This window comes from Nocardioides litoris, from assembly GCF_006346315.1.
In the GTDB taxonomy this organism is placed as follows: domain Bacteria; phylum Actinomycetota; class Actinomycetes; order Propionibacteriales; family Nocardioidaceae; genus Nocardioides; species Nocardioides litoris.
Genome location: NZ_VDMR01000001.1, coordinates 562,428 through 582,248, shown reverse-complemented (window position 1 = coordinate 582,248; position 19,821 = coordinate 562,428). Strand labels below are relative to the sequence as shown.

The following is a 19,821-nucleotide window of genomic DNA, read 5'->3' as shown; positions in this document are numbered from 1 at the left end:
GCCTCAGCCCGCCAGTCTCACGGTCGTGTTGGCACCCCAGATGGCCATCGAGAGCAGCAGGTCGATCACGTTGACGGCCACGATGCTGGTGCGGACGGCCCGGCCCACGGCCACGCCGACGCCGGCAGGCCCGCCGGAGGCGTTGTAGCCGTAGTAGCAGTGGATGAGGATGACCACCACCGCGAAGACGAGCACCTTGCCGAAGGACCACAGCACGTCGCCGGGTGGGAGGAACTGGTTGAAGTACTTGTCGTACTCACCTGGGCTCTGTCCGTAGAAGTAGATGACGACCAAGCGGCTCGCGACGTACGACGACAGCAGGCCGACGACGTAGAGCGGGACGATCGCGATCAGCCCGCCGATGATGCGGGTCGTGACCAGGAACTGCATCGAGGGGATCGCCATCACCTCGAGGGCGTCGACCTCCTCGGAGATGCGCATGGCGCCGAGCTGGGCGGTGAAGCCGCAGCCCACGGTGGCGGCCAGGGCGATGCCCGAGACGAGCGGGGCGATCTCGCGGGTGTTGAAGTAGGCCGAGACGAACCCGGCGTACGTCGCGGTGCCGAGCTGGTCGAGCGCGGCGTAGCCGGACAGGCCGACCTGGGCGCCGGTGAAGAAGGTCATGCCGAGGATGACGCCGACGGTGCCGCCGATGACGGCGAGGGCGCCCGAGCCGAGGGTGACCTCGGCCAGGATGCGCGCGATCTCCTTGGGGTAGCGCGTCACCGAGCGCGGCGTCGCGATGAGCGCGCGGATGTAGAACGCGAGCTGGTTGCCCAGGTCGTCGAGCGAGGTCAGGGGCCGTTGGTAGACGGCGCGGAGGTTGGCCACGTCGGTCCCTATCCGGTCTTCGGGGGCACGAGCTGGAGGTAGATCGTGCTGATGACGAAGTTGACGACGAACAGCAGGAGGAAGGTGATGACGACGGACTCGTTGACCGCGTCGCCCACACCCTTGGGCCCGCCGCCGGCGCTCATGCCCTTGTAGGAGGCGACGATCGCGGCGATGAGCCCGAAGACCGCCGCCTTGATGAAGCCGACGTAGAGGTCGGGCAGCTGCGCGAGCGCGGTGAAGCTGGCGATGTAGGCGCCCGGTGTGCCGTCTTGCAGGATCACGTTGAAGACGTAGCCGCCGGCGACGCCGACCACGCTGACCAGGCCGTTGAGGAAGACCGAGACGAGCATGCAGGCCAGCACCCGCGGCACCACGAGGCGCTGGATCGGGTCGATGCCCAGCACCATCATGGCGTCGAGCTCCTCGCGGATCTTGCGCGCGCCGAGGTCGGCGGCGATCGCCGAGCCGCCGGCGCCGGCGATGAGGAGCGCCGTGCCGATCGGGGCCGCCTGCTGGATGACCGCGAGGACCGAGGCGGAGCCGGTGAACGACTGCGCACCGAACTGCTTGATGAGGCTGCCGACCTGCAGCGCGATGACCGCGCCGAACGGGATGGCGACCAGCGCGGTCGGGATGATGGTCACCGAGGCGATGAACCAGGCCTGCTGCAGGAACTCCCGCAGCTGGAAGGGGCGGCGGAACAGGCCGCGCACGACGTCGAGGGCGAAGGCGAACAGGCCGCCCGCGACCCCGACGGGGCGCAGGACGCGCGCCGAGGTGATCGATGCCATCAGTCGCTCAGGACCCCGGGGCCATGCCGGCGTTGGAGGACTCGAAGCTGCCCGGCGGCGGGGTCACGCCGTTCTCGCGGCACCACGCACCCGGCTCGCGCTGCGAGCGACGCGGGATGCCGTTGGACGGCTCCAGCTGCATCGGGATCGGCGGCAGCGGCGGCAGCTCCTGCCCCGACTCCGCCGCCAGCTCGTCGGCGTCCTTCTCCTCGCTCATGCCGATCGGACCCACCCGCTGGGCGTTGAGGAACTGGCGCACCACCGGCTCTTCCGAGGCCAGCAGCATCTCCCGCGGCCCGAACATCGCCAGGTGGCGGTGGTAGAGCAGGCCGATGTTGTCCGGGACCGTCCGGGCGGTGTTGATGTCGTGGGTCACGATCAGGAACGTCGCGTCGATCTGGGCGTTGAGGTCGATGATCAGCTGGTTGAGGAACGCCGTGCGCACCGGGTCCAGACCCGAGTCGGGCTCGTCGAACAGCACGATCTCCGGGTCCAGCACCAGCGCCCGGGCCAGGCCCGCGCGCTTGCGCATGCCGCCGGAGATCTCGCCCGGCAGCTTGTCCTCCGCACCCAGGAGGCCGACGAGGTCCATCTTCTCCATGACCACGTCGCGGATCTGGGACTCGGACTTCTTGGTGTGCTCGCGCAGCGGGAACGCCACGTTGTCGTAGAGGTTCATCGACCCGAACATCGCGCCGTCCTGGAACAGCACGCCGAAGAGCTTGCGGATCTCGTAGAGCTCCTTCTCCGGGCAGGAGGCGATGTCGGTGCCCTCGATGATGACCGACCCGTGGTCGGGCTTCAGCAACCCGATGAGGGTCTTCAGCAGCACCGACTTGCCGGTGCCCGAGGGGCCGAGCATCACGCTGATCTCGCCGGCCGGGATCGTCAGGGACACGTCGCCCCAGATCACCTGCTTGCCGAACGACTTCGTGAGGTTCTCGATCTTGATCTCGACACCCATGGACATCCTTCTCTCGAGCTCGTCGGCGCAGGGCCGGGGCACGCGTGCACCGAGGGCGCGATGGCTGCCACCACCCCACCCGCCAGTAACAACGCTCGCGACTCCGCGAGGTTACGCGGAATTGTGCGCGCCGTCACGCCAACCCCACATGCCGATATGCACCCGTGACGTGGCCTCTCACCTGCGACGACGCGGTGCACGGCCCGCGCCCTGCCACGAACGACGACGAGGCGGCCACCCCCCTCCACGGGGGATGACCGCCTCGGTCGTGCACGCGTCGCGGGCCCGGGGGCCGGCGACGTCAGGTCACTTGAGGGTGACGGTGGCGCCGGCGCCCTCGAGGGACTCCTTGGCCTTGTCGGCCGCAGCCTTGTCGACCTTCTCCAGGACCGCCTTGGGCGCGGACTCGACCAGCTCCTTGGCCTCCTTCAGACCGAGCGAGGTGAGGGCGCGCACCTCCTTGATGACGTTGATCTTCTTGTCGCCGGCAGCCTCGAGGATGACGTCGAACTCGTCCTGCGCGGCGGCCTCCTCGCCGCCACCAGCGGCACCACCGGCGGCCGGGGCGGCGGCCACGGCGACGGGGGCGGCGGCGGTGACGCCGAAGGTCTCCTCGAACTGCTTCACGAACTCGGAGAGCTCGATCAGGGTCATCTCCTTGAAGGCGTCAAGGAGCTCGTCGGTGCTGAGCTTCGCCATGATTGCGAACCTTTCCAATCAGGTTGCTCCGGACCGGTGGGCCCGGAGCGGGTTTCAGGTGGTGTGGTGAGCCCTCAGGACTCGGTGGTCTCGGCGGCCTCGTCGGTGGCCTCGGCGGCGGGCTCCTCGGCGGGAGCCTCCTCCGGGGTCTCCTCGGCGGCAGCCGGGGCCTCCTCGGCGGCGGCCGGCGTACCAGCACCACCTGCGAGGATCGAGGGGTCCTCCTGCGCCTTGGCCTCCAGCGCACCCGCGAGACGGGCGGCCTGGGCGATCGGCGCGTTGAGGAGGTAGACGGCCTGGGAGAGCGAGGCGAGCAGGGCGCCCGCCAGCTTGCCCAGGAGCACCTCGCGCGACTCGAGATCGGCCAGCTTGGCGATCTCCTTCGCGTCGAGGATGTTGCCGTCGAGGACGCCGCCCTTGATGACAAGGGCGGGGTTGGCCTTGGCAAAGTCACGCAGGCCCTTGGCCGCCTCGACCACGTCGCCGTTGATGAAGGCGATCGCGGTCGGGCCGGTCAGCAGGTCGTCGAACCCGGTGATCCCCACCTGGTTGGCGGCGATCTTGGCCAGCGTGTTCTTGACCACGGCGTAGTTGGCGTTCTCACCGAGGGAGCGACGCAGGGTCTGCAGCTCCTTGACGGTGAGACCGCGGTACTCGGTCAGCACGGCGCCGTCGGCGTCGTTGAACTGGTCAACGATCTCCTCGACGGCGGCTTGCCTCTCAGCCCGCGCCATGGGTCTCCTTCCGGACGGGGAGACCGCCCCCGGTGGACCTCGGAGACGACGAACGCCCTGAGCACAGGCTCAGGGCGTAGGACCTCGCGGGCGAGGATCTGCTCCGAATCCTGCGCAGGTCGTCCGCGACTTCGCGGCACCTTCGGTCGGTCTGCATGCACAGGCCGACGACCGGCGGTCTCTGGTTTCTGGACAGGACTGTACGGCGCCGGACGGGCCGGCACCAAATCACGACGGCCCGCCGGGCACGCGCGAGGCGTGCCGGGCGGGCCGGCGTACGGGCGGGGTGGATCAGGCCGGGGCCTGCTCCTCCTCGCTCGCGACGTTGCGGGTGCGGTTGGGGTCGACCTGGATGCCGGGGCCCATCGTGGTGGAGACGGTGACCTTCTTCAGGTAGCGGCCCTTGGAGCTGGCCGGCTTGAGCCGCAGCACCTCCTCGAGGGCGGCGGCGTAGTTCTCCGCGAGCTGGGTCTCGGAGAAGGAGGCCTTGCCGATGATGAAGTGCAGGTTGGCGTGACGGTCGACGCGGAACTCGATCTTGCCGCCCTTGATGTCCGTCACGGCCTTGGCCGGGTCGGGGGTGACAGTGCCGGTCTTGGGGTTGGGCATCAGGCCGCGGGGACCGAGCACGCGGCCGAGACGGCCGACCTTGCCCATCATGTCGGGCGTGGCCACGACGGCGTCGAAGTCGAGCCAGCCGCCGCTGACGCGCTCGATGAGCTCGTCGCCGCCGACGATGTCGGCGCCGGCGGCCGTGGCGGCCTCGGCCTTGTCACCGTTGGCGAAGACCAGCACGCGGGCGGTCTTGCCTGTGCCGTGGGGCAGGTTGACCGTGCCGCGGACCATCTGGTCGGCCTTGCGGGGGTCGACGCCGAGACGCATGACGACGTCGAGGGTCTCGTCGAACTTCTTCTTCGAACCGGTCTTGGCGATCTTGATGGCCGTGAGCGGGGCGTGGAGCTCGTCCTTGTCGAACTGCTCGGCCGCCGCGCGGTAGGACTTGCTGCGCTGCATGGTGGTTCTTCTCTCTACGAGGTGTGGTCGACGAGCCAGCGCGGCTCTGCCACAGGAGCTGGAGGTGCAGGAAGGAGTCGGGAGCCGGTCAGCCCTCGACCGTGACGCCCATCGAGCGCGCGGTGCCGGCGACGATCTTCATCGCGGCGTCCTCGTCGTTGGCGTTGAGGTCGGGGAGCTTGGTCTTGGCGATCTCGCGCACCTGGTCCTGGGTGAGCTTGCCGACCTTGTCCTTGTGCGGGGTGCCCGAGCCCTTGGCGAGACCGGCGGCCTTCTTGATCAGCTCGGCGGCCGGCGGGGTCTTGGTGATGAAGGTGAACGAACGGTCCTCGTAGATGGTGATCTCGACGGGGATGACGTTGCCACGCATGGACTCGGTCTGGGCGTTGTAGGCCTTGCAGAAGTCCATGATGTTCACGCCGTGCGGACCGAGGGCGGTACCGACCGGCGGGGCCGGCGTCGCGGCACCGGCCTGGAGCTGCACCTTGACCAGTGCGGCGATCTTCTTCTTCGGAGGCATGCTTCTCTTCCTGTTCTGTGGTCACGACGAGGACGCGGTCGTCCCCTGCCACGGGTGTTGCGACTGACAAGTGTGGGTCACGCCGGCGCCCGGCGCGAAATCGCTCGCGGGCTCGCGAGGATCAGACGCGCTGGACCTGCTGGAAGGACAGCTCCACCGGGGTCTCGCGGCCGAAGATCTCGACGAGGGCCTTGACGCGCTGGGCCTCGGCGTTGATCTCGGTGATCGTCGCGTGCAGCGTGGCGAACGGGCCGTCGACGACCATGACCGAATCGCCCTCGGAGAAGTCGGCGACCTCGATGGTCTTCTTGGCCGGCGTGGTGGCGCTGCCGCCGCCCGCGGCGCTCGTCTGCGCGGCGGCGACCTCGGCCGCGGCCTGGATGGCCGGGGCGAGCATGTTCTCGACCTCGTCCATCAGCAGCGGGACGGGCTGGTGGCTGTTGCCGACGAAGCCGGTGACCGACGGCGTGTGGCGCACGGCCGACCAGGACTCGTCGGTGAGGTCCATGCGGACCAGCACGTAACCGGGGTGGGAGGGGCGCTTGCGGGTGCGGCGCTGGCCGTTCTTGATCTCGACGATGTCGGCCATGGGGACCACGATCTCGTGGATGTAGTCCTCCATGTTGAGCGAGACGATGCGGTTCTCCAGGTTGGACTTCACCCGGTTCTCCATGCCGGAGTAGGTGTGGACCACGAACCAGTCGCCCGGCTTGGCCCACAGCTCGCGGCGGAACGCCTCCAGCGGGTCCTCGTCGACGACCTCGGCCGACTCGGCGTCGTCGAGCTCGGCGGCCTCGGCGGCGTCGACGGCCTCGTCGACCGACTCGGCGACGGCGTCGTCGACGACCTCCTCCTCGGCGGCCACGACCTCCTCGACGGGCGCGGCGCCGTCGACCGGGAGGTCCTCGACGTCGTCGACCACGTCGTCGTCGGTGTCCATGTCGAGGGGCGCGGTGCCCTCGCTGGCCCCCTCGGCGGCCTCGGCCACGTCGTCGTCGAACGACGCCGCCTGGACGGCCTCGGACTCGTCGGTCTCGTCGGTGTCGACGGGCGGGTCGACCTGGTCGCCCGGCTCGACGGTCTCGGGCGTGGTCTCGCCGTCGAGGTCCCCGTCGAGGTCGAGGTCGGCCTCGAGGGCCTCCAGCTCGTCGGCGGTGGGCTCGTCGGGGTGCTCAGACACGTGCTGCTCCATCGTTGCTGTCGGGGGCGGCGGGACGGGCAGCGGCGTGCCCGCGCGACTCAGAGGTCGTCGCCGCCGGTGAAGATCTCGAACGCCAGCTTGCCGAAGCCGAGGTCGAGCGCGGTCACGAGGGCGATCATCACGAGGACGAAGACCATGACCACGAAGAAGTAGGTGACCAGCTGCTCCTGGGTCGGGTAGACCACCTTGCGGAGCTCGGCGACGACCTGGCGGTAGAACGTCGGGATGCTGGTGCGGCGGCGGGGCTCACGGGCCTTGTCGTCCTTGGACCCGCGCACCGCGCTGCTGTCCGCCACGCCACTCACCTCTCACTGGGCGCCGGGCGGCGCCTTGCTGTCGTCACTTGTCGTGCGGAACCTGTCGTGCAGGGCACGAGGGACTTGAACCCCCAACCTTCGGTTTTGGAGACCGATGCTCTGCCAGTTGAGCTAGTGCCCTCCGATGACTCCCCCGCCGTCCGCACGACCACGACGCCGGGGCTTCGTGGGCAGGCCGGACCATCGGGGAGGTCCACCGCTGGTGGAGTCTACGGGTCGAGGGTGAGGCGCGTCCAAACGGATGCCCCGACCCGCGCGGCAGGCGCGGTCAGCGCGCCGACGGGTCGCCCCGTCCGGCGCCGGCGGGGCGCGTGCGACCACCGAGGAACCACTCGGCCGCGAACAGCACGAACCCCACCGCGAGCAGGCCCCCGACCCACAGCAACGAGGTCCAGTCGGCGACCACCATGTAGACGGCGACGGCCAGGTTGCCGACGAGGCCGAGCACGAGGACCGGACGCGGTGCGTGGTAGACCTCCGGGCCCTCGTCGCGGCCCCGCAGGGCGAAGGTCGCGGCGATGACCATGGAGTAGACCGCGAGCAGGAGCAGCACGGTCACGTCGGCCAGCGTGGTGACCAGGTCGAGGTCGGAGCCGGAGCTCGAGACGGCCGAGCCCACCAGCAGGAGCGCGCCCACGACGGCGACGGAGAACAGCGACCCGACCCACGGCGTACGACGGCGGGCGTGCAGGCGGGCGAAGGCGCCGGGGACGACGTCCTCGCGGGCCATGCCGTAGAGGATCCGCGGCTGGGTCACGAAGGTGACCAGCGTGGTGTTGGTGATGGCGGTCATCGCGATGAGCGCGAAGACCACGGTGACCACCCCGACCCCGAGGGGCAGCAGGCCGGACTCCGAGCCCGCGACCACCACCTCGGTCAGCGGCACCTCGGAGTCGGCGAGCGTCGCGGTGTCGACGACCATCGAGGTGCCGGCCGCCACGACGACGTAGATGATCCCGGCGACGACCATGCCCCCGATGAGCGCCCGGGGGAAGCAGCGCTGCGGGTCCACGGTCTCCTCGGCGACGTTGGCGGCGTTCTCGAACCCGGTCATGGCGAAGAAGGCCAGGGCGACGCCCGCGAGCACCGCGAACGCCTCGTTGCCCGAGGTGGAGAAGTCGGTGAGCCGGCCCGGCGACCCGTCGCCGCTCGCGAGCAGCGCGAGGGCGACCAGGGTGATGACGAGGAGGCCCGCGACCTCGACCACGGTCATCACCGCGTTGGCCACGACGGACTCGGTGATGCCGAGGTGGTGCACGACGGCCAGCACGGCGAGCAGGGCGAGGGAGACGAGCAGGGCCGGCGGGAGCGCCCACACCTCGGCGAAGTAGCCCGCGAAGCCCGTCGCCAGCGACCCGGTGGCGGCGAACGAGGCGGCCAGCATGCTGACGGTGACCACGAAGGTGACCACGCGGTTGCCGAACGCCCGGTCGACGAACAGGGCGGCCCCGGCCGCGCGCGGGTACTTCGTCACCAGCTCGGCGTACGCCGCCCCGGTGACCACGGCGATCGAGACGCCGATGGCGAAGGCCAGCCAGAAGGCGCCACCGACCTCGCCGGCGACCGCCCCGATGAGCACGTAGATGCCCGAGCCGAGCACGTCGCCCAGGACGTAGAAGAACAGCAGGCGCCCGCTGATAGTGCGCTTGAGGCCGGGCTCGTCGTCGACGCCGTCCGGGGCCCGGGTGAGGTCGGTCATGGGGTGCCCCCTCCGTCGGACCCGGCCGCGCGGCGCGACCGGGTGCCCCATCGGACCGAGCGACCGACCACCGCGGCAAGCGCCCTGGGGGTGGCGCGGGCGGCGCCCCTACGATGTCGGGCATGACCTCGAGCCCCCGCGACAGACGAGTCTCCCAGCGCATCGGCGCCATCGCCGAGTCGGCCACGCTGAAGGTCGACGCGAAGGCCAAGGCCCTCAAGGCCGATGGCCGCCCGGTCATCGGGTTCGGGGCCGGCGAGCCCGACTTCCCCACCCCCGACTACATCGTCGAGGCGGCGGTCGAGGCCTGCCGCGAGCCGCGCAACCACCGCTACACGCCGGCCGGCGGCCTGCCCGAGCTGAAGCAGGCCATCGTCGAGAAGACCCGCCGCGACAGCGGCCTGGAGGTCGAGCCGGCCCAGGTGCTGGTGACCAACGGCGGCAAGCAGGCCATCTACGCCGCGTTCGCTGCGATGCTCGACCCGGGTGACGAGGTCATCGTGCCCGCGCCGTACTGGACGACGTACCCCGAGGCGATCCAGCTCGCCGGCGGCGTGCCGGTCGAGGTGCTGGCCGACGAGACCCAGGACTACAAGGTCACCGTCGCGCAGCTCGAGGCCGCGCGCACCGAGAAGACCAAGGTGCTGCTGTTCGTCTCGCCGTCCAACCCCACCGGCGCCGTCTACACCGCCGAGGAGATCCGCGAGATCGGCCAGTGGGTCGAGGACCACGACCTGTGGGTGCTCACCGACGAGATCTACGAGCACCTCGTCTACGACGGCGCCGACACCGGCTCGATGCCGGTGCTGTGCCCGTTCCTCGTCGACAACTGCGTCGTCGTCAACGGCGTGGCCAAGACCTATGCGATGACCGGCTGGCGGGTCGGCTGGATGATCGGCCCGAAGGACCTGGTCAAGGCGGCGACCAACCTGCAGAGCCACGCCACCTCCAACGTCGCCAACGTCGCCCAGCGGGCGGCCATCGCGGCGCTCGAGGGCGACCTGACCGCCGTGGCCGAGATGAAGACCTCCTTCGACCGGCGCCGACAGACGATCGTGTCGATGCTCAACGAGATCGACGGCGTCGTGTGCCCGATGCCGGGCGGTGCGTTCTACGCCTACCCCTCGGTCAAGGGCCTGCTCGGCCGCGAGCACGACGGCCGCCGCGTGGAGACCTCGGCCGAGCTGGCCGAGTACATCCTGGAGAAGGCCGAGGTGGCGGTGGTGCCGGGCGAGGCGTTCGGCTCGCCGGGCTACCTGCGGCTGTCCTACGCGCTGGGTGACGACGACATCGTCGAGGGCATCACGCGCCTGCAGAAGCTCTTTGCCTGAGGTGGGGGGCGGCGGCGGGCGCGACCTGCGCGCGCTGCCCAAGGCCCACCTGCACCTGCACTTCACCGGCTCGATGCGGCACGCCACGCTGCTCGAGCTGGCCGAGCGCGACGGCATCCGTCTGCCCGACCAGCTGGTCTCGGAGTGGCCACCGCAGCTGAGCGCGGCCGACGAGAAGGGCTGGTTCCGCTTCCAGCGGCTCTACGACGTCGCCCGCTCGGTGCTGCGCACCGAGGACGACGTGCGGCGCCTGGTGCGGGAGGCGGCCGAGGACGACGTGCGTGACGGCGGCCGGTGGCTGGAGATCCAGGTCGACCCCAGCGGGTACGCCGCGCGGTTCGGCGGTATCACCGCGTTCACCGACCTGGTGCTCGACGCGGTCCGCGACGCCGCGGAGCGCACCGGCCTCGGCATCGCCGTCGTCGTGGCCGCCAACCGCACCCGGCACCCGCTCGACGCCCGCACGCTGGCCCGCCTGGCCGCGCAGTACGTCGGCCGCGGGGTGGTCGGGTTCGGGCTGTCCAACGACGAGCGCCGGGGCAGCACCACCGACTTCGCCGGCGCCTTCGCCATCGCCGAGCGGGCGGGCCTGGCCCTGGTGCCCCACGGCGGCGAGCTGCGCGGACCCGACCACGTGCGCACCTGCCTCGACGCCCTGCACGCCGACCGCCTCGGCCACGGCGTCCGCACCGCCGAGGACCCCGACCTCCTGGCCCGGGTCGTCGACGCGGGCGTCGCGCTCGAGGTGTGCCCGGTCTCCAACGTCGCGCTCGGGGTCTACTCCGACCTGACCTCGGTGCCCCTGCCGACGCTGCTCGCCGCCGGCGCGACGGTCGCCCTCGGGGCCGACGACCCGCTGCTGTTCGGCTCCCGGCTCGCCGGGCAGTACGCCACGATGCGCGCGGCCCACGACCTCGACGACGCGACCCTGGCCGAGCTGGCCCGGATGTCGCTGCGCGCCAGCCGCGCCCCCGAGGACCTGCGGACCGCGGCCCTGGCCGACGTCGACGCGTGGCTGGCCGCCGACGCCGCCGCGTCCAGCGGTCGGGCCCGGTGACATGATCCGCGCATGACCCAGCCCCCCGAGGACCGCCCCGACGGCTCCGGCCGCCACGACGACCCGACGGTGGCCCCCGGCAGCAGCGACCGGTGGAGGCCCGACCTGTCCAAGCCCGCCTCGCCGTCCGGCGACCAGGCGCCGCCCGCCCCGGGGTGGGGCCAGCAGGGCCAGCCCGGTCCCCCACCACCCCCGCAGGTCGGCTGGGCGCCGTACGGGTCGCCGCCGCCCGGGCCCTACGGGTCCGCGGCGTCCGGGCCGACGCCGTACGGCGGGGTGCCGGGGTACGCCGGCTACCCGTTCGCGCGGCCGCACGGTGGCGCCAACACCGCGATGGGCCTCGGCATCACCAGCCTGGTCTGCGCGTTCGCGACCTTCCTGTGCTGCGTGGCCGTGGTCGGGGTGGCCGCAGGGCCGTTCGCGATCGTGCTCGCGCTGCGGGCCCGCAAGGAGATGGCCGCCAGCCCCGGGACGTTCAGCAACGAGGGTGCCGCGACGACCGGCCTGGTGACCGGCATCATCGGCACCGTGCTCGGCCTGGCCGGCGTGGCCGTGGCGGTGTTCTTCATCGGCGCGTTCTGGATCGCCGGCTCCACCAGCCCCTGAGCTAGAGCTCGCAGCCCACCAGCACGGGCTCGTTGACCAGCCGGATGCCGTACGCCGACTCGACGCCGTCGCGCACGGCGCGGGCCAGGGCGAGCAGGTCCTCGGTGCGGGCCGCGCCCCGGTTGGTGACGGCCAGGGTGTGCTTGGTCGACAGCGAGGCCGGTGCGGCGGGCTCGACGGCCCAGCCGCGGCCGAAGCCCGCGTGCTCGATGAGCCAGGCCGCGCTGGTCTTGACCAGGCCGTCGCCCGCGGGCCAGGCGGGGGCGCCGTCGGGCACCTGGTCGGCCGGCACGACCGGGTTGGTGAAGAACGACCCGGCGCTCCAGGTGTCGGGGTCGGCGTCGTCGAGCACCATGCCCTTGCCGCGGCGCAGGCCGAGCACGGCCTCGCGGACGGCCCGCAGCGGGGCGCGCTGGCCCGGCTCGACGCCGAGGGTGCGGGCCAGCTCGGCGTAGGCGACCGGTGCGCCGAGGGCGTCGGGGCCGCCCACGGCCAGCTGGAAGGTCACGTCGAGGACGACGTGGCGGCCGCCGGCGTCGTCGTACCGGTCGGCCTTGAAGCGCGAGGTGCGGTAGCCGAACCCGCAGTCGGCGCCGGTGAAGGTGCGCACGCCGCGCAGCCGCCGGTCCCAGACGCGGACCCGGGCCACCGTCTGGGCGACCTCCTGGCCGTAGGCGCCGACGTTCTGCACCGGGGTGGCCCCGACCGAGCCGGGGATGCCCGAGAGCGCCTCGACGCCGGTCCAGCCCCGCTCGACGGCGTGGGCGACGAAGGCGTCCCAGGACTCGCCGGCGGCCACGGTGACGAGGACGCCGCCACAGGTGGGGTCGTCGCCGTCGTGGTCGGCCACGATCCCGCGGGTGGCGACCTCGACGACGGTGCCGGCGAAGCCGTCGTCGGCCACGACGAGGTTGCTGCCGCCGCCGAGCACGAGCACGGGCTCACCGGCGGCGTCGGCGGCGGAGACGGCCTCGACGAGCTCGGTCTCGGTCGTCGCGGTCACCCAGCCGACGGCGGGGCCGCCGAGGCGCAGGGTCGTCCGGTCGCGGAGGTCGGGCACGGCGCGCACCTCAGACCGCAGCCCACGGCTCGTCGCGCCAGCCGGGCAGGCCGGGGTCGAGCCAGGCGGACGACGGGTAGGCGTCCCACTGGGCAGCCAGCCCGTGGGGCCCGCGCACCTCGACGAGGTCGTCGAAGGACACCAGCTCGCCGGCGGGGTCGTCGGGCGGCAGGCGGACGGCGTAGGACAGCCGGCAGCCGTCGGCCGCCACCAGGAAGGCGCGGTGGTCGGCGGGCAGACGGGTGCCGAGGTGGTCCTCGAGGGCGCGGACCTCGGCCTCGGCGACCCCAGAGGGTGTGCCGAGCAGGACGAGGTCGCCGTGGGAGCGCAGCCAGCGCACCGTCTCAGGCACGGAGCACCGCCACACAGCGGCCGAGGACCGCGACGCCGTCGCAGGTCACCGTGACGGCGATCGAGCCGTCGTCCTTGCGGGTGCCGGCCACCTCGACGTCGACGCCCTCGGCGGGCACGACCACGGGCTTGGTGAACTTGGCCCCGATCGAGGCGATCCGGCCCGGCTCGCCGGCGACCTCGTCGACGTAGCGGGCGGCCAGGGCGAGGGTGTACATGCCGTGGGCGATCACGCCGGGCAGGCCGACCGAGCGGGCGACCTCCTCGTCCTGGTGGATCGGGTTGTGGTCGCCGCTCGCGGCGGCGTACGCCACGAGCGCCTCGCGGGTCACGCGGTAGGTCGCGGGGGCGAGCTGCTCGGCCATCAGGCCTCCTCCCCCGCGCGGTGGACGAGGGTGGCGGTGCCGGTGCACACGAGCGCGCCGTCGGCGTCGGTGACCTCGCTGCGGGTGCCGACGATCGCGTTGCCGCCGATCACCCGGAGGCTGGCCACGGTGAGGGCGACGGTGAGCACGTCGCCGGGCACGACGGGCCGCTCGTGGCGGAACTCCTGGGCGCCGTGGACGATGCGCGAGAGGTCGACCTGCTCGGCGTCGAGGAAGGTCATCATGGCGTCGAAGGCGGGGACGATCGGGTAGGTCGCGGGGGCCGGCCCGCCGGCGTACGACGCCCCGGTGGCCTCGACGAACGCCCGCACCGAGGCCTCGGTGACCTCGTGGGGCGGGCCGGGCGGGTAGGTGCGACCGACGATGGAGTCATCCACGGCTCCGACGCTAACGCAGGCCGCGGACGCAGCGGAGCCCGCCTCCCGGGGACGGGGGCGGGCTCGGCGGGCCGGGGAGCCGGCAGGGTCAGCGCGTCTCGCGGTGCGCGGTGTGCTTGCGGCAGCGCGGGCAGAACTTGGCGAGCTCGATCCGGTCGGGGTCGTTGCGCCGGTTCTTCTTGGTGATGTAGTTGCGCTCCTTGCACTCGGTGCACGCGAGCGTGATCTTGGGGCGAACGTCGGAGCTCTTGCTGGCCACGGTGATTCCTCGGTCGTCGGTCTGGGTGAGCGCCCGCAGGGCGCGGGGTCGTACGTGGTAGCGGGGGCGGGACTCGAACCCGCGACACCACGATTATGAGCCGTGTGCTCTAACCACCTGAGCTACCCCGCCGCGAAGGTTTGTGGAGCCCCTTTACGGAATCGAACCGTAGACCTTCTCCTTACCATGGAGACGCTCTGCCGACTGAGCTAAAGGGGCAACGAGCGAGAACACTACACACGGGTCCGACGATCCGTGAAATCGGTTGCCCCTCGGACGGTGTGACGCGCGTCGTCGCAGGTCAGCGCACTGTGGCGGCACCGTCACGGCACCGTCAGCACCGGGAACGGCCGGGCCTCCTCGAGCTCGAGGGCCAGGCCCAGGAGCAGCGCCTCGTGGCCTGCGCCGGCGCCCAGCATCATGCCGACGGGGAGCCCCTCGGCGGAGGTGGCCAGCGGCAACGAGACCGCCGGGGCGCCGGTGACGTTGTGCAGCGGGGTGAAGCAGACCCACCGCTCGAGCCGGTCGATGACCGTCTCGTAGGGCTGGGTCGGGTCGAGGTGCCCGACGCGGGGCGTGACCGCGCCGAGCGTGGGGGTCAAGGTGACGTCGTAGCGGCGGTGGAAGTCCTCCGAGAGCGCCGCTGCCCGGCGCAGGCGGCGTACGACGCCGGGCAGGCGGTGCAGGCGGCGACCGGCGTGCCGGGCGAGGCCGTGGGTGAGGTCGTCGAGCCGGCTCGGGTCGTAGGACGGCCCGTGGGCGCGGCGGCCGGTGCGGACGAGGAAGAAGGCCAGGGTGGCCCAGTACTGCAGGAAGTCGTCGCGGAAGCCCGGCGGCACCGGCGGGTCGACCTCCTCGACCTGGTGGCCGAGCGACTCGAGCAGGGCCGCGGTGGCCAGGGTGAGCTCGGCGACCTCGGGCGAGGCGCCGTGCTCGACGCCGCTGGTGTTGAGGGCGACCCGCAGCCGCTTGGGGCCCGGCCGGGTCACGTCGCCGATGGGTGGCATCGACAGCGGCCGGTAGACCATCTCGGCCTCGCGCAGGAAGGCCGCGGTGTCGCGCACCGAGCGGGTCAGCACTCCGTCGGAGACGATGCGGACGGGCATCTCGCGCAGCTGCTTGTCCTGGGCCAGCCGGCCGCGGGTCGGCTTGAGCCCGACCAAGCCGTTGACCGCGGCGGGGATGCGGATCGAGCCGCCGCCGTCGTTGGCGTGGGCGATGGGGAGCGCTCCGCTGGCGACCAGGGCGGCTGCGCCCGCCGAGGAGGCGCCGGCGACGTGGTCGAAGGACCACGGCGAGCGCACCGGCCCGAGGCGCGGGTGCTCGGCGGTGGCGGAGAAGCCGTGCTCGGACAGCTGGCTCTTGCCCAGGGGGACGAGCCCGGTGGCGAGGTACATCCGGGCGAAGTCGCCGTCGGCGCGGGCCGGGCGCGGCGTCCACGCGTCGGTGCCGTCGCGGGTCGGCATGCCGGCCACGTCGACGTTGTCCTTGACCACGGTGGGCACGCCGGCGAAGAACCCGCCCCGGGGGTCGCGGGCCTCGACCCGGGCCCGGTCGTAAGCGGTGTAGGCCATCGCGCCCAGCCGGGAGGCGACCGCCTGCACGCGGGTGATCGCGGCCTCGACGACCTCGACCACGCCGACCTCGCGCGCCTGGATGGCCTCGACCAGCCCGACGGTGTCGTGGGTGCCGAGGGCGTCGTCGGCCACGGCGCTGGTGCGGCGGGGCGGGGTCGGGTCGGGGTGGTTCATGCGTTGGACGCTAGCGCCGCGGATCCGCGGGCGTGGCAGCCGACCAGGTGGGGGTCGAAGACGGCGATGGCCTCCATGAGGGCGTACATGGTGGTCGGGCCGACGAAGACGAAGCCCCGGGCCTTGAGGCCCTTGGACAGGGCCGTGGACTCCGCGGACGTCGTGGCCATCTCGTCGGTGTCGTGCCAGGCGGGCGGCTCGGCGGGGGCGAAGCCGTGCACGAACGCCTCCAGCCCCCCGTCGGCCCGCAGGGCCACGGTGGCGCGGGCGTTGGTGATGGCCGCGGACACCTTGAGGCGGTTGCGGACGATGCGGGCGTCGGCCATGAGCCGGGCGTGGTCGTCGTCGTCGAAGGCGGCCACGCGGTCGGCGTCGAACCCGCAGAAGACCTCGCGGAACGCCGGCCGCTTGGCGAGGATCGTCGACCACGACAACCCCGACTGGAAGGCCTCGAGCGTGAGCCGCTCGAGGTGGGCCGACTCGCCGTGGACGCGTCGGCCCCACTCGTGGTCGTGGTAGTCGCGCATCGTGCTCGGGGCCGCGCCCGCCCAGGGGCAGCGGGCCACGCCGTCGTCACCGACCAGGGGTCCCATGCCGCTCATCGTGCCCGAGACCACCGACAGCCCTCCCCCGCCGACCGCGCGCACCACCCGGCGGTCACCAAGCCCCAGCCCCGGGGGGCGGTGGTCCCTGCCCGGGGTCGTCGACGGCCGGGGGTCGGCCCCGCTGTCTATGCTGCGCGCGTGCTCCCCCGCTCCCGCGTGCCGGCCGTCCCGCCGGCCGTGCTGGTGCTGCCGGCCGTGCTGGCGCTGCTGGCGCTGCTGGTGACCGGGTGCTCCGGGGGCGACGGGCAGTCCGGCGGCGGGCCGCCGCCCGCGACGGCCACCCCGACCGCCGCGGGGGCACGCGCGCTGGTCTCGGTCGTGCAGGAGGGCTCCGAGCCGCGTCGGGTGCTCGCGCTGTCGCCGACCGCGGGTGCGGTCACCGAGGCCGACCTGAGCATCGCCCAGCGCGTCACGAGCGACGGCCGGGCGGCCGACGTGCCGGAGCTGACGGTCCCGGTCACCACGACCGTGGAGGCCGCCACCGCCGAGCAGGTCGAGGCCACGTGTGCCTACGGCGAGCCGCGGGTGCGGGCCGAGGGCTCCCCGGCGGCCGAGGTCGAGCGGGTCCGCCAGGCGGTCGCCGGCCTGGCCGGCACCACCACCGACGTGGCGGTGCTCGCCGACGGCACGACCGACGGCGGCCCGGACGGCCCCGGCACGGCTGCGCCCGACGACGCGGCGGCGGCGGGGCCCGCCCGCCAGGCCGGCGTCCTGCTCCGCCGCCTCGTGCCGGTGTGGCCGACCAGCCCCGTCGGGCCCGGGGCGTCGTGGACGGTGACCTCGGTCGTCCGGGTCGACGGCGCGGACGTCGACGAGGTGGCGACGTACACTCTGGAGTCGCTCGACGGGGACGACTACGTGCTCGGCCTGGCCGTGCAGCAGGTCTACCGCGCGGGCGAGGTGGCGGGCGTCGAGGTCCGGTCGGGCCGCGGCACCGCCGGCGGCCGGCTGACCGGGTCGCTGGGCCGGCTGCTGCCCGGCAGCGCCTCGGTCGACCTGGCCACGCAGGTCTCCTACGTCGTCGACGGCCAGGTGCAGCAGGTTGCGACGACCGTCTCCACCGAGCTCGGCGAGGCCGTCACGCCCGACTGAGCGGCAGCACGAAGACGAAGGTGCTGCCCTCGCCGGGGGCGCTGCTGACCTCCAGCTCGCCACCCATCAGGGCCACGAGGCGGCGGGTGATGGCCAGGCCCAGCCCGGTGCCGCCGTGCTCGCGGGTGACGGAGGAGTCGACCTGGTGGAACATCTCGAAGACGTCGATCTGCTGCTCCGGGGTCATCCCGATGCCGGTGTCGGCCACGGTGAAGCGGACGGCCACCGTCGCCTCGTCGACCGCGCCGGCGGTGTCGACGCCGACCTCCACGCGGCCCTCGCGGGTGAACTTGACAGCGTTGTCGACCAGGTTGGTCAGCACCTGCCCGATCCGCGTCGCGTCGCCCCGCACGCGCGGCAGGTCGGGGGCGACCTGGCGCACGACGGCGAGGCCCTTGTCGTCGGCGACCGCGGCGAGCATGGTCACGGTCTCCTCGACGAGCGCGCCGAGGTCGAGGTCGGTCTCGGTGAGCTCGACGCGCCCCGCCTCGATGCGGGAGAAGTCGAGGATCTCGTCGACCAGCGACAGCAGCCGGCGCCCGGAGCGCTGCATGACCCGGACCAGGTGCTCCTGCTCGCGGGACAGCCCGGTGTCGCCGAGCAGCTCGGTCGCGGCGAGCACCCCGGTCAGCGGGGTGCGGATCTCGTGGCTCATGGTGGCCAGGAAGGCCGACTTGGCGTCGCTGGCGCTCTCGGCGGCCCGCCGGGCGTCGTCGAGCTCGCGCTGGAACTCCTTGCGACCGGTGATGTCCTCGGCGATGCCGCACACCTCGACGACGGCGTCGTCGACGACGATGGGCAGCCCGATGATCTCCAGCTCGCCGACGGAGCGGTCGGCGCGCCTGAACCGCACCTCGAAGGTCTGCGGCCTGCCTGCCACCAGCTCGCCGAACCGCTCGGAGACCAGCGGCAGGTCCTCGTCGAGGAGCAGCTCGGTGAAGGAGCGGCCGAGCAGGTCGTCGGCGGCGTAGCCGCCGCTCTGCAGCAGGGCCTCGGAGTTGATCGTCGTGAACGCGCCGGCGAGGTCGAGGGTGAAGATCCCGTCGGGGTGGAAGTCGACGAGCGAGCGGAGCCGCGCCTCGACCAGGCGGTGCTGCCAGTCGGGATCGGTCACCGGCGCTCCCGCAGCCGCACCTGCGGCATCGCGGGCGCCGGGATCGGCGGCAGCTCGTCGCCCACCGGCACGCCGAACCGACCGTCGACGTACGTCGCCCCGTCGGCCCCGCCGTGCACCTGGCCCTGCCACTCCTCGCGGAAGGCCACGACCTCCTCGTGGGTGCGGCCGACGAAGTTCCACCACATGACGATGGCCTCGCCGAACGGTGGCCCGCCGAGCAACAGCAGCCGGACCGGCTCGGCGCCGGCAACGAGGACGAGCCGGGCGTCGCCGGGCGGGACGTAGACGAGGTCGTGGGCCTCGGCGTCGTGGCCGCCCACGGCGAGCCGGCCGGTGTCGACGAGCACGCCGTGCTCGAAGGACGGGTCGGTCTCGAGCTCGACGCGGGCGCCGGGCTCGAGCAGCAGCTCGGCGCCCAGGAGCGGGGTCGCGGTGGACACCGGCGAGGTCACCCCGAGCAGCGAGCCGAGGAAGACGCGGGCCTCGAGGCCCTCGCGGTGCACGGCGTCGGGGGCGTGGTGGGTGAAGCCGGGGTCACCGTGCCGGGCGCCCTCGGGCAGCGCGACCCACAGCTGGGCGCCGTGCAGCACCTCGGTGGCGGCGGTGGAGACCTCGGAGTGGCTGATGCCCCGGCCGGCCGTCATCAGGTTGACCTCGCCGGGCCGCACGAACGCGTGGTGGCCGGCGCTGTCGCGGTGCTCGATCTCCCCGGTGAACAGCCAGCTGACCGTCTGCAGGCCGGTGTGCGGGTGCGGCGCCACCGACATGCCGCCCGTGCCCCCCGGCCCGGCGACCGGGTCGGGCCCGTAGTGGTCGACGAAGCACCAGGCGCCGATGAGGCTGCGGGCGCGCGAGGGCAGCGTGCGCCGCACCGTCATGGCCCGCGGGCCGCCCAGGGGGACGTCGCGGGGCCCGAGCACCTCGACGCCGTCGACCGGTCCCGGCGCGCAGGTGACCTCGTCGGGGTCACGCTCGGTGGTGCTCACGGGCACATCGTGGCACCCGGAGGGCCATCGTGCCGACCGCCCCGGGGGTGCTTCCGATCACCCGTCCCGG

The 19,821-nt window shown here is 72.8% G+C and carries 23 protein-coding genes and 3 tRNA genes; 4 read left to right on the top strand and 22 right to left on the bottom strand.

Annotated elements, in window-relative coordinates; genetic code table 11:
* Nucleotides 1-3 precede the first annotated feature (3 nt).
* From FJQ57_RS02885 to FJQ57_RS02835, 11 genes are all read right to left on the bottom strand, one after another.
* Complete coding sequence (locus tag FJQ57_RS02885) at nt 4-831, bottom strand: MlaE family ABC transporter permease (protein WP_139977718.1); 828 nt, start codon at nt 829-831, stop codon at nt 4-6.
* A gap of 8 nt (nt 832-839) precedes the next feature.
* Nucleotides 840-1,625, bottom strand: a complete 786-nt coding sequence (locus FJQ57_RS02880; protein WP_139977717.1) for an MlaE family ABC transporter permease — start codon at nt 1,623-1,625, stop codon at nt 840-842.
* A gap of 7 nt (nt 1,626-1,632) precedes the next feature.
* The gene (locus FJQ57_RS02875; RefSeq protein ID WP_139977716.1) at nt 1,633-2,589 is read right to left on the bottom strand and encodes an ABC transporter ATP-binding protein; all 957 of its coding nucleotides are present in this window, start codon (nt 2,587-2,589) and stop codon (nt 1,633-1,635) included.
* 306 nt (nt 2,590-2,895) lie between these two features.
* Complete coding sequence (rplL, locus tag FJQ57_RS02870; RefSeq protein WP_139977715.1) at nt 2,896-3,288, bottom strand: 50S ribosomal protein L7/L12; 393 nt, start codon at nt 3,286-3,288, stop codon at nt 2,896-2,898.
* Nucleotides 3,289-3,362: 74 nt separating this feature from the next.
* The gene (rplJ, locus tag FJQ57_RS02865) at nt 3,363-4,022 is read right to left on the bottom strand and encodes a 50S ribosomal protein L10 (RefSeq protein ID WP_139977714.1); all 660 of its coding nucleotides are present in this window, start codon (nt 4,020-4,022) and stop codon (nt 3,363-3,365) included.
* 291 nt (nt 4,023-4,313) lie between these two features.
* On the bottom strand, nt 4,314-5,036 hold the full coding sequence (gene rplA / locus FJQ57_RS02860) for a 50S ribosomal protein L1 (protein WP_139977713.1): 723 nt from the start codon (nt 5,034-5,036) through the stop codon (nt 4,314-4,316).
* A gap of 88 nt (nt 5,037-5,124) precedes the next feature.
* Complete coding sequence (gene rplK, locus FJQ57_RS02855; RefSeq protein ID WP_139977712.1) at nt 5,125-5,556, bottom strand: 50S ribosomal protein L11; 432 nt, start codon at nt 5,554-5,556, stop codon at nt 5,125-5,127.
* Between the two features lie 121 nt (nt 5,557-5,677).
* Complete coding sequence (gene nusG / locus FJQ57_RS02850; protein ID WP_342775357.1) at nt 5,678-6,736, bottom strand: transcription termination/antitermination protein NusG; 1,059 nt, start codon at nt 6,734-6,736, stop codon at nt 5,678-5,680.
* Between the two features lie 59 nt (nt 6,737-6,795).
* Nucleotides 6,796-7,053: a preprotein translocase subunit SecE gene (gene secE, locus FJQ57_RS02845; RefSeq protein ID WP_139977711.1), complete on the bottom strand. Its 258-nt coding sequence runs from the start codon at nt 7,051-7,053 to the stop codon at nt 6,796-6,798.
* A gap of 69 nt (nt 7,054-7,122) precedes the next feature.
* Nucleotides 7,123-7,195 (bottom strand) — tRNA-Trp (locus FJQ57_RS02840).
* 147 nt (nt 7,196-7,342) lie between these two features.
* Nucleotides 7,343-8,773 (bottom strand): APC family permease, encoded by a 1,431-nt coding sequence (locus tag FJQ57_RS02835; protein WP_139977710.1) that lies wholly within the window; start codon nt 8,771-8,773, stop codon nt 7,343-7,345.
* A gap of 122 nt (nt 8,774-8,895) precedes the next feature.
* On the opposite strand from FJQ57_RS02835, the gene FJQ57_RS02830 reads away from it, so the two are divergent.
* From FJQ57_RS02830 to FJQ57_RS02820, 3 genes are read left to right on the top strand one after another with little or no spacing between them, the layout of a single operon-like run.
* Nucleotides 8,896-10,104 (top strand): pyridoxal phosphate-dependent aminotransferase, encoded by a 1,209-nt coding sequence (locus FJQ57_RS02830; RefSeq protein ID WP_211348727.1) that lies wholly within the window; start codon nt 8,896-8,898, stop codon nt 10,102-10,104.
* Nucleotides 10,097-11,161, top strand: a complete 1,065-nt coding sequence (locus tag FJQ57_RS02825) for an adenosine deaminase (protein WP_281284218.1) — start codon at nt 10,097-10,099, stop codon at nt 11,159-11,161. The genes FJQ57_RS02830 and FJQ57_RS02825 overlap by 8 nt, the downstream gene beginning before the upstream one ends.
* Before the next feature lie 12 nt (nt 11,162-11,173).
* Nucleotides 11,174-11,767 carry a DUF4190 domain-containing protein gene (locus FJQ57_RS02820; protein WP_139977708.1) on the top strand — a complete coding sequence of 198 codons (594 nt, stop codon included), beginning with the start codon at nt 11,174-11,176 and terminating at the stop codon, nt 11,765-11,767.
* A gap of 1 nt (nt 11,768) precedes the next feature.
* On the opposite strand, the gene FJQ57_RS02815 is transcribed toward FJQ57_RS02820, so the two are convergent.
* The 9 genes from FJQ57_RS02815 to FJQ57_RS02775 form a co-directional block, all read right to left on the bottom strand.
* Complete coding sequence (locus FJQ57_RS02815; protein WP_139977707.1) at nt 11,769-12,827, bottom strand: UDP-N-acetylmuramate dehydrogenase; 1,059 nt, start codon at nt 12,825-12,827, stop codon at nt 11,769-11,771.
* Between the two features lie 10 nt (nt 12,828-12,837).
* Complete coding sequence (locus FJQ57_RS02810) at nt 12,838-13,179, bottom strand: SMI1/KNR4 family protein (protein ID WP_139977706.1); 342 nt, start codon at nt 13,177-13,179, stop codon at nt 12,838-12,840.
* Nucleotides 13,172-13,543, bottom strand: coding sequence for a MaoC/PaaZ C-terminal domain-containing protein (locus FJQ57_RS02805; RefSeq protein ID WP_139977705.1), 372 nt, complete (start codon nt 13,541-13,543; stop codon nt 13,172-13,174). The genes FJQ57_RS02810 and FJQ57_RS02805 overlap by 8 nt, the downstream gene beginning before the upstream one ends.
* Nucleotides 13,543-13,941 (bottom strand): FAS1-like dehydratase domain-containing protein, encoded by a 399-nt coding sequence (locus tag FJQ57_RS02800; protein ID WP_139977704.1) that lies wholly within the window; start codon nt 13,939-13,941, stop codon nt 13,543-13,545. Before FJQ57_RS02800 ends, FJQ57_RS02805 begins: the two co-directional genes overlap by 1 nt.
* A gap of 88 nt (nt 13,942-14,029) precedes the next feature.
* Nucleotides 14,030-14,200, bottom strand: a complete 171-nt coding sequence (gene rpmG, locus FJQ57_RS02795; protein WP_139977703.1) for a 50S ribosomal protein L33 — start codon at nt 14,198-14,200, stop codon at nt 14,030-14,032.
* Between the two features lie 55 nt (nt 14,201-14,255).
* Nucleotides 14,256-14,332: transfer RNA gene (locus FJQ57_RS02790), tRNA-Met, on the bottom strand.
* Between the two features lie 11 nt (nt 14,333-14,343).
* Nucleotides 14,344-14,419 (bottom strand) — tRNA-Thr (locus FJQ57_RS02785).
* Between the two features lie 104 nt (nt 14,420-14,523).
* Nucleotides 14,524-15,951 (bottom strand): amidase, encoded by a 1,428-nt coding sequence (locus tag FJQ57_RS02780; RefSeq protein ID WP_139977702.1) that lies wholly within the window; start codon nt 15,949-15,951, stop codon nt 14,524-14,526.
* Nucleotides 15,948-16,544 (bottom strand): DNA-3-methyladenine glycosylase I, encoded by a 597-nt coding sequence (locus tag FJQ57_RS02775; protein ID WP_139977701.1) that lies wholly within the window; start codon nt 16,542-16,544, stop codon nt 15,948-15,950. Before FJQ57_RS02775 ends, FJQ57_RS02780 begins: the two co-directional genes overlap by 4 nt.
* A gap of 150 nt (nt 16,545-16,694) precedes the next feature.
* On the opposite strand from FJQ57_RS02775, the gene FJQ57_RS02770 reads away from it, so the two are divergent.
* Complete coding sequence (locus FJQ57_RS02770; RefSeq protein WP_139977700.1) at nt 16,695-17,648, top strand: hypothetical protein; 954 nt, start codon at nt 16,695-16,697, stop codon at nt 17,646-17,648.
* Here FJQ57_RS02770 and FJQ57_RS02765 read toward each other — a convergent pair.
* A complete protein-coding gene (locus FJQ57_RS02765; protein ID WP_139977699.1) occupies nt 17,635-18,762 on the bottom strand; it encodes a PAS domain-containing sensor histidine kinase in 1,128 nt (375 codons plus the stop codon). The genes FJQ57_RS02770 and FJQ57_RS02765 overlap by 14 nt on opposite strands.
* Nucleotides 18,759-19,751, bottom strand: a complete 993-nt coding sequence (locus FJQ57_RS02760) for a pirin family protein (protein ID WP_246081553.1) — start codon at nt 19,749-19,751, stop codon at nt 18,759-18,761. The genes FJQ57_RS02765 and FJQ57_RS02760 overlap by 4 nt, the downstream gene beginning before the upstream one ends.
* Between the last annotated feature and the right edge of the window lie 70 nt (nt 19,752-19,821).

Bases quoted from the DNA above. Each gene is read 5' to 3' on its own strand.
- FJQ57_RS02880 (WP_139977717.1), bottom strand. From the start codon at position 1,625: ATGGCATCGATCACCTCGGCGCGCGTCCTGCGCCCCGTCGGGGTCGCG.
- FJQ57_RS02875 (WP_139977716.1), bottom strand. From the start codon at position 2,589: ATGGGTGTCGAGATCAAGATCGAGAACCTCACGAAGTCGTTCGGCAAG.
- rplL (WP_139977715.1), bottom strand. From the start codon at position 3,288: ATGGCGAAGCTCAGCACCGACGAGCTCCTTGACGCCTTCAAGGAGATG.
- rplJ (WP_139977714.1), bottom strand. From the start codon at position 4,022: ATGGCGCGGGCTGAGAGGCAAGCCGCCGTCGAGGAGATCGTTGACCAG.
- rplA (WP_139977713.1), bottom strand. From the start codon at position 5,036: ATGCAGCGCAGCAAGTCCTACCGCGCGGCGGCCGAGCAGTTCGACAAG.
- rplK (WP_139977712.1), bottom strand. From the start codon at position 5,556: ATGCCTCCGAAGAAGAAGATCGCCGCACTGGTCAAGGTGCAGCTCCAG.
- FJQ57_RS02835 (WP_139977710.1), bottom strand. From the start codon at position 8,773: ATGACCGACCTCACCCGGGCCCCGGACGGCGTCGACGACGAGCCCGGC.
- FJQ57_RS02830 (WP_211348727.1), top strand. From the start codon at position 8,896: ATGACCTCGAGCCCCCGCGACAGACGAGTCTCCCAGCGCATCGGCGCC.
- FJQ57_RS02820 (WP_139977708.1), top strand. From the start codon at position 11,174: ATGACCCAGCCCCCCGAGGACCGCCCCGACGGCTCCGGCCGCCACGAC.
- FJQ57_RS02805 (WP_139977705.1), bottom strand. From the start codon at position 13,543: ATGGCCGAGCAGCTCGCCCCCGCGACCTACCGCGTGACCCGCGAGGCG.
- FJQ57_RS02780 (WP_139977702.1), bottom strand. From the start codon at position 15,951: ATGAACCACCCCGACCCGACCCCGCCCCGCCGCACCAGCGCCGTGGCC.
- FJQ57_RS02775 (WP_139977701.1), bottom strand. From the start codon at position 16,544: ATGGGACCCCTGGTCGGTGACGACGGCGTGGCCCGCTGCCCCTGGGCG.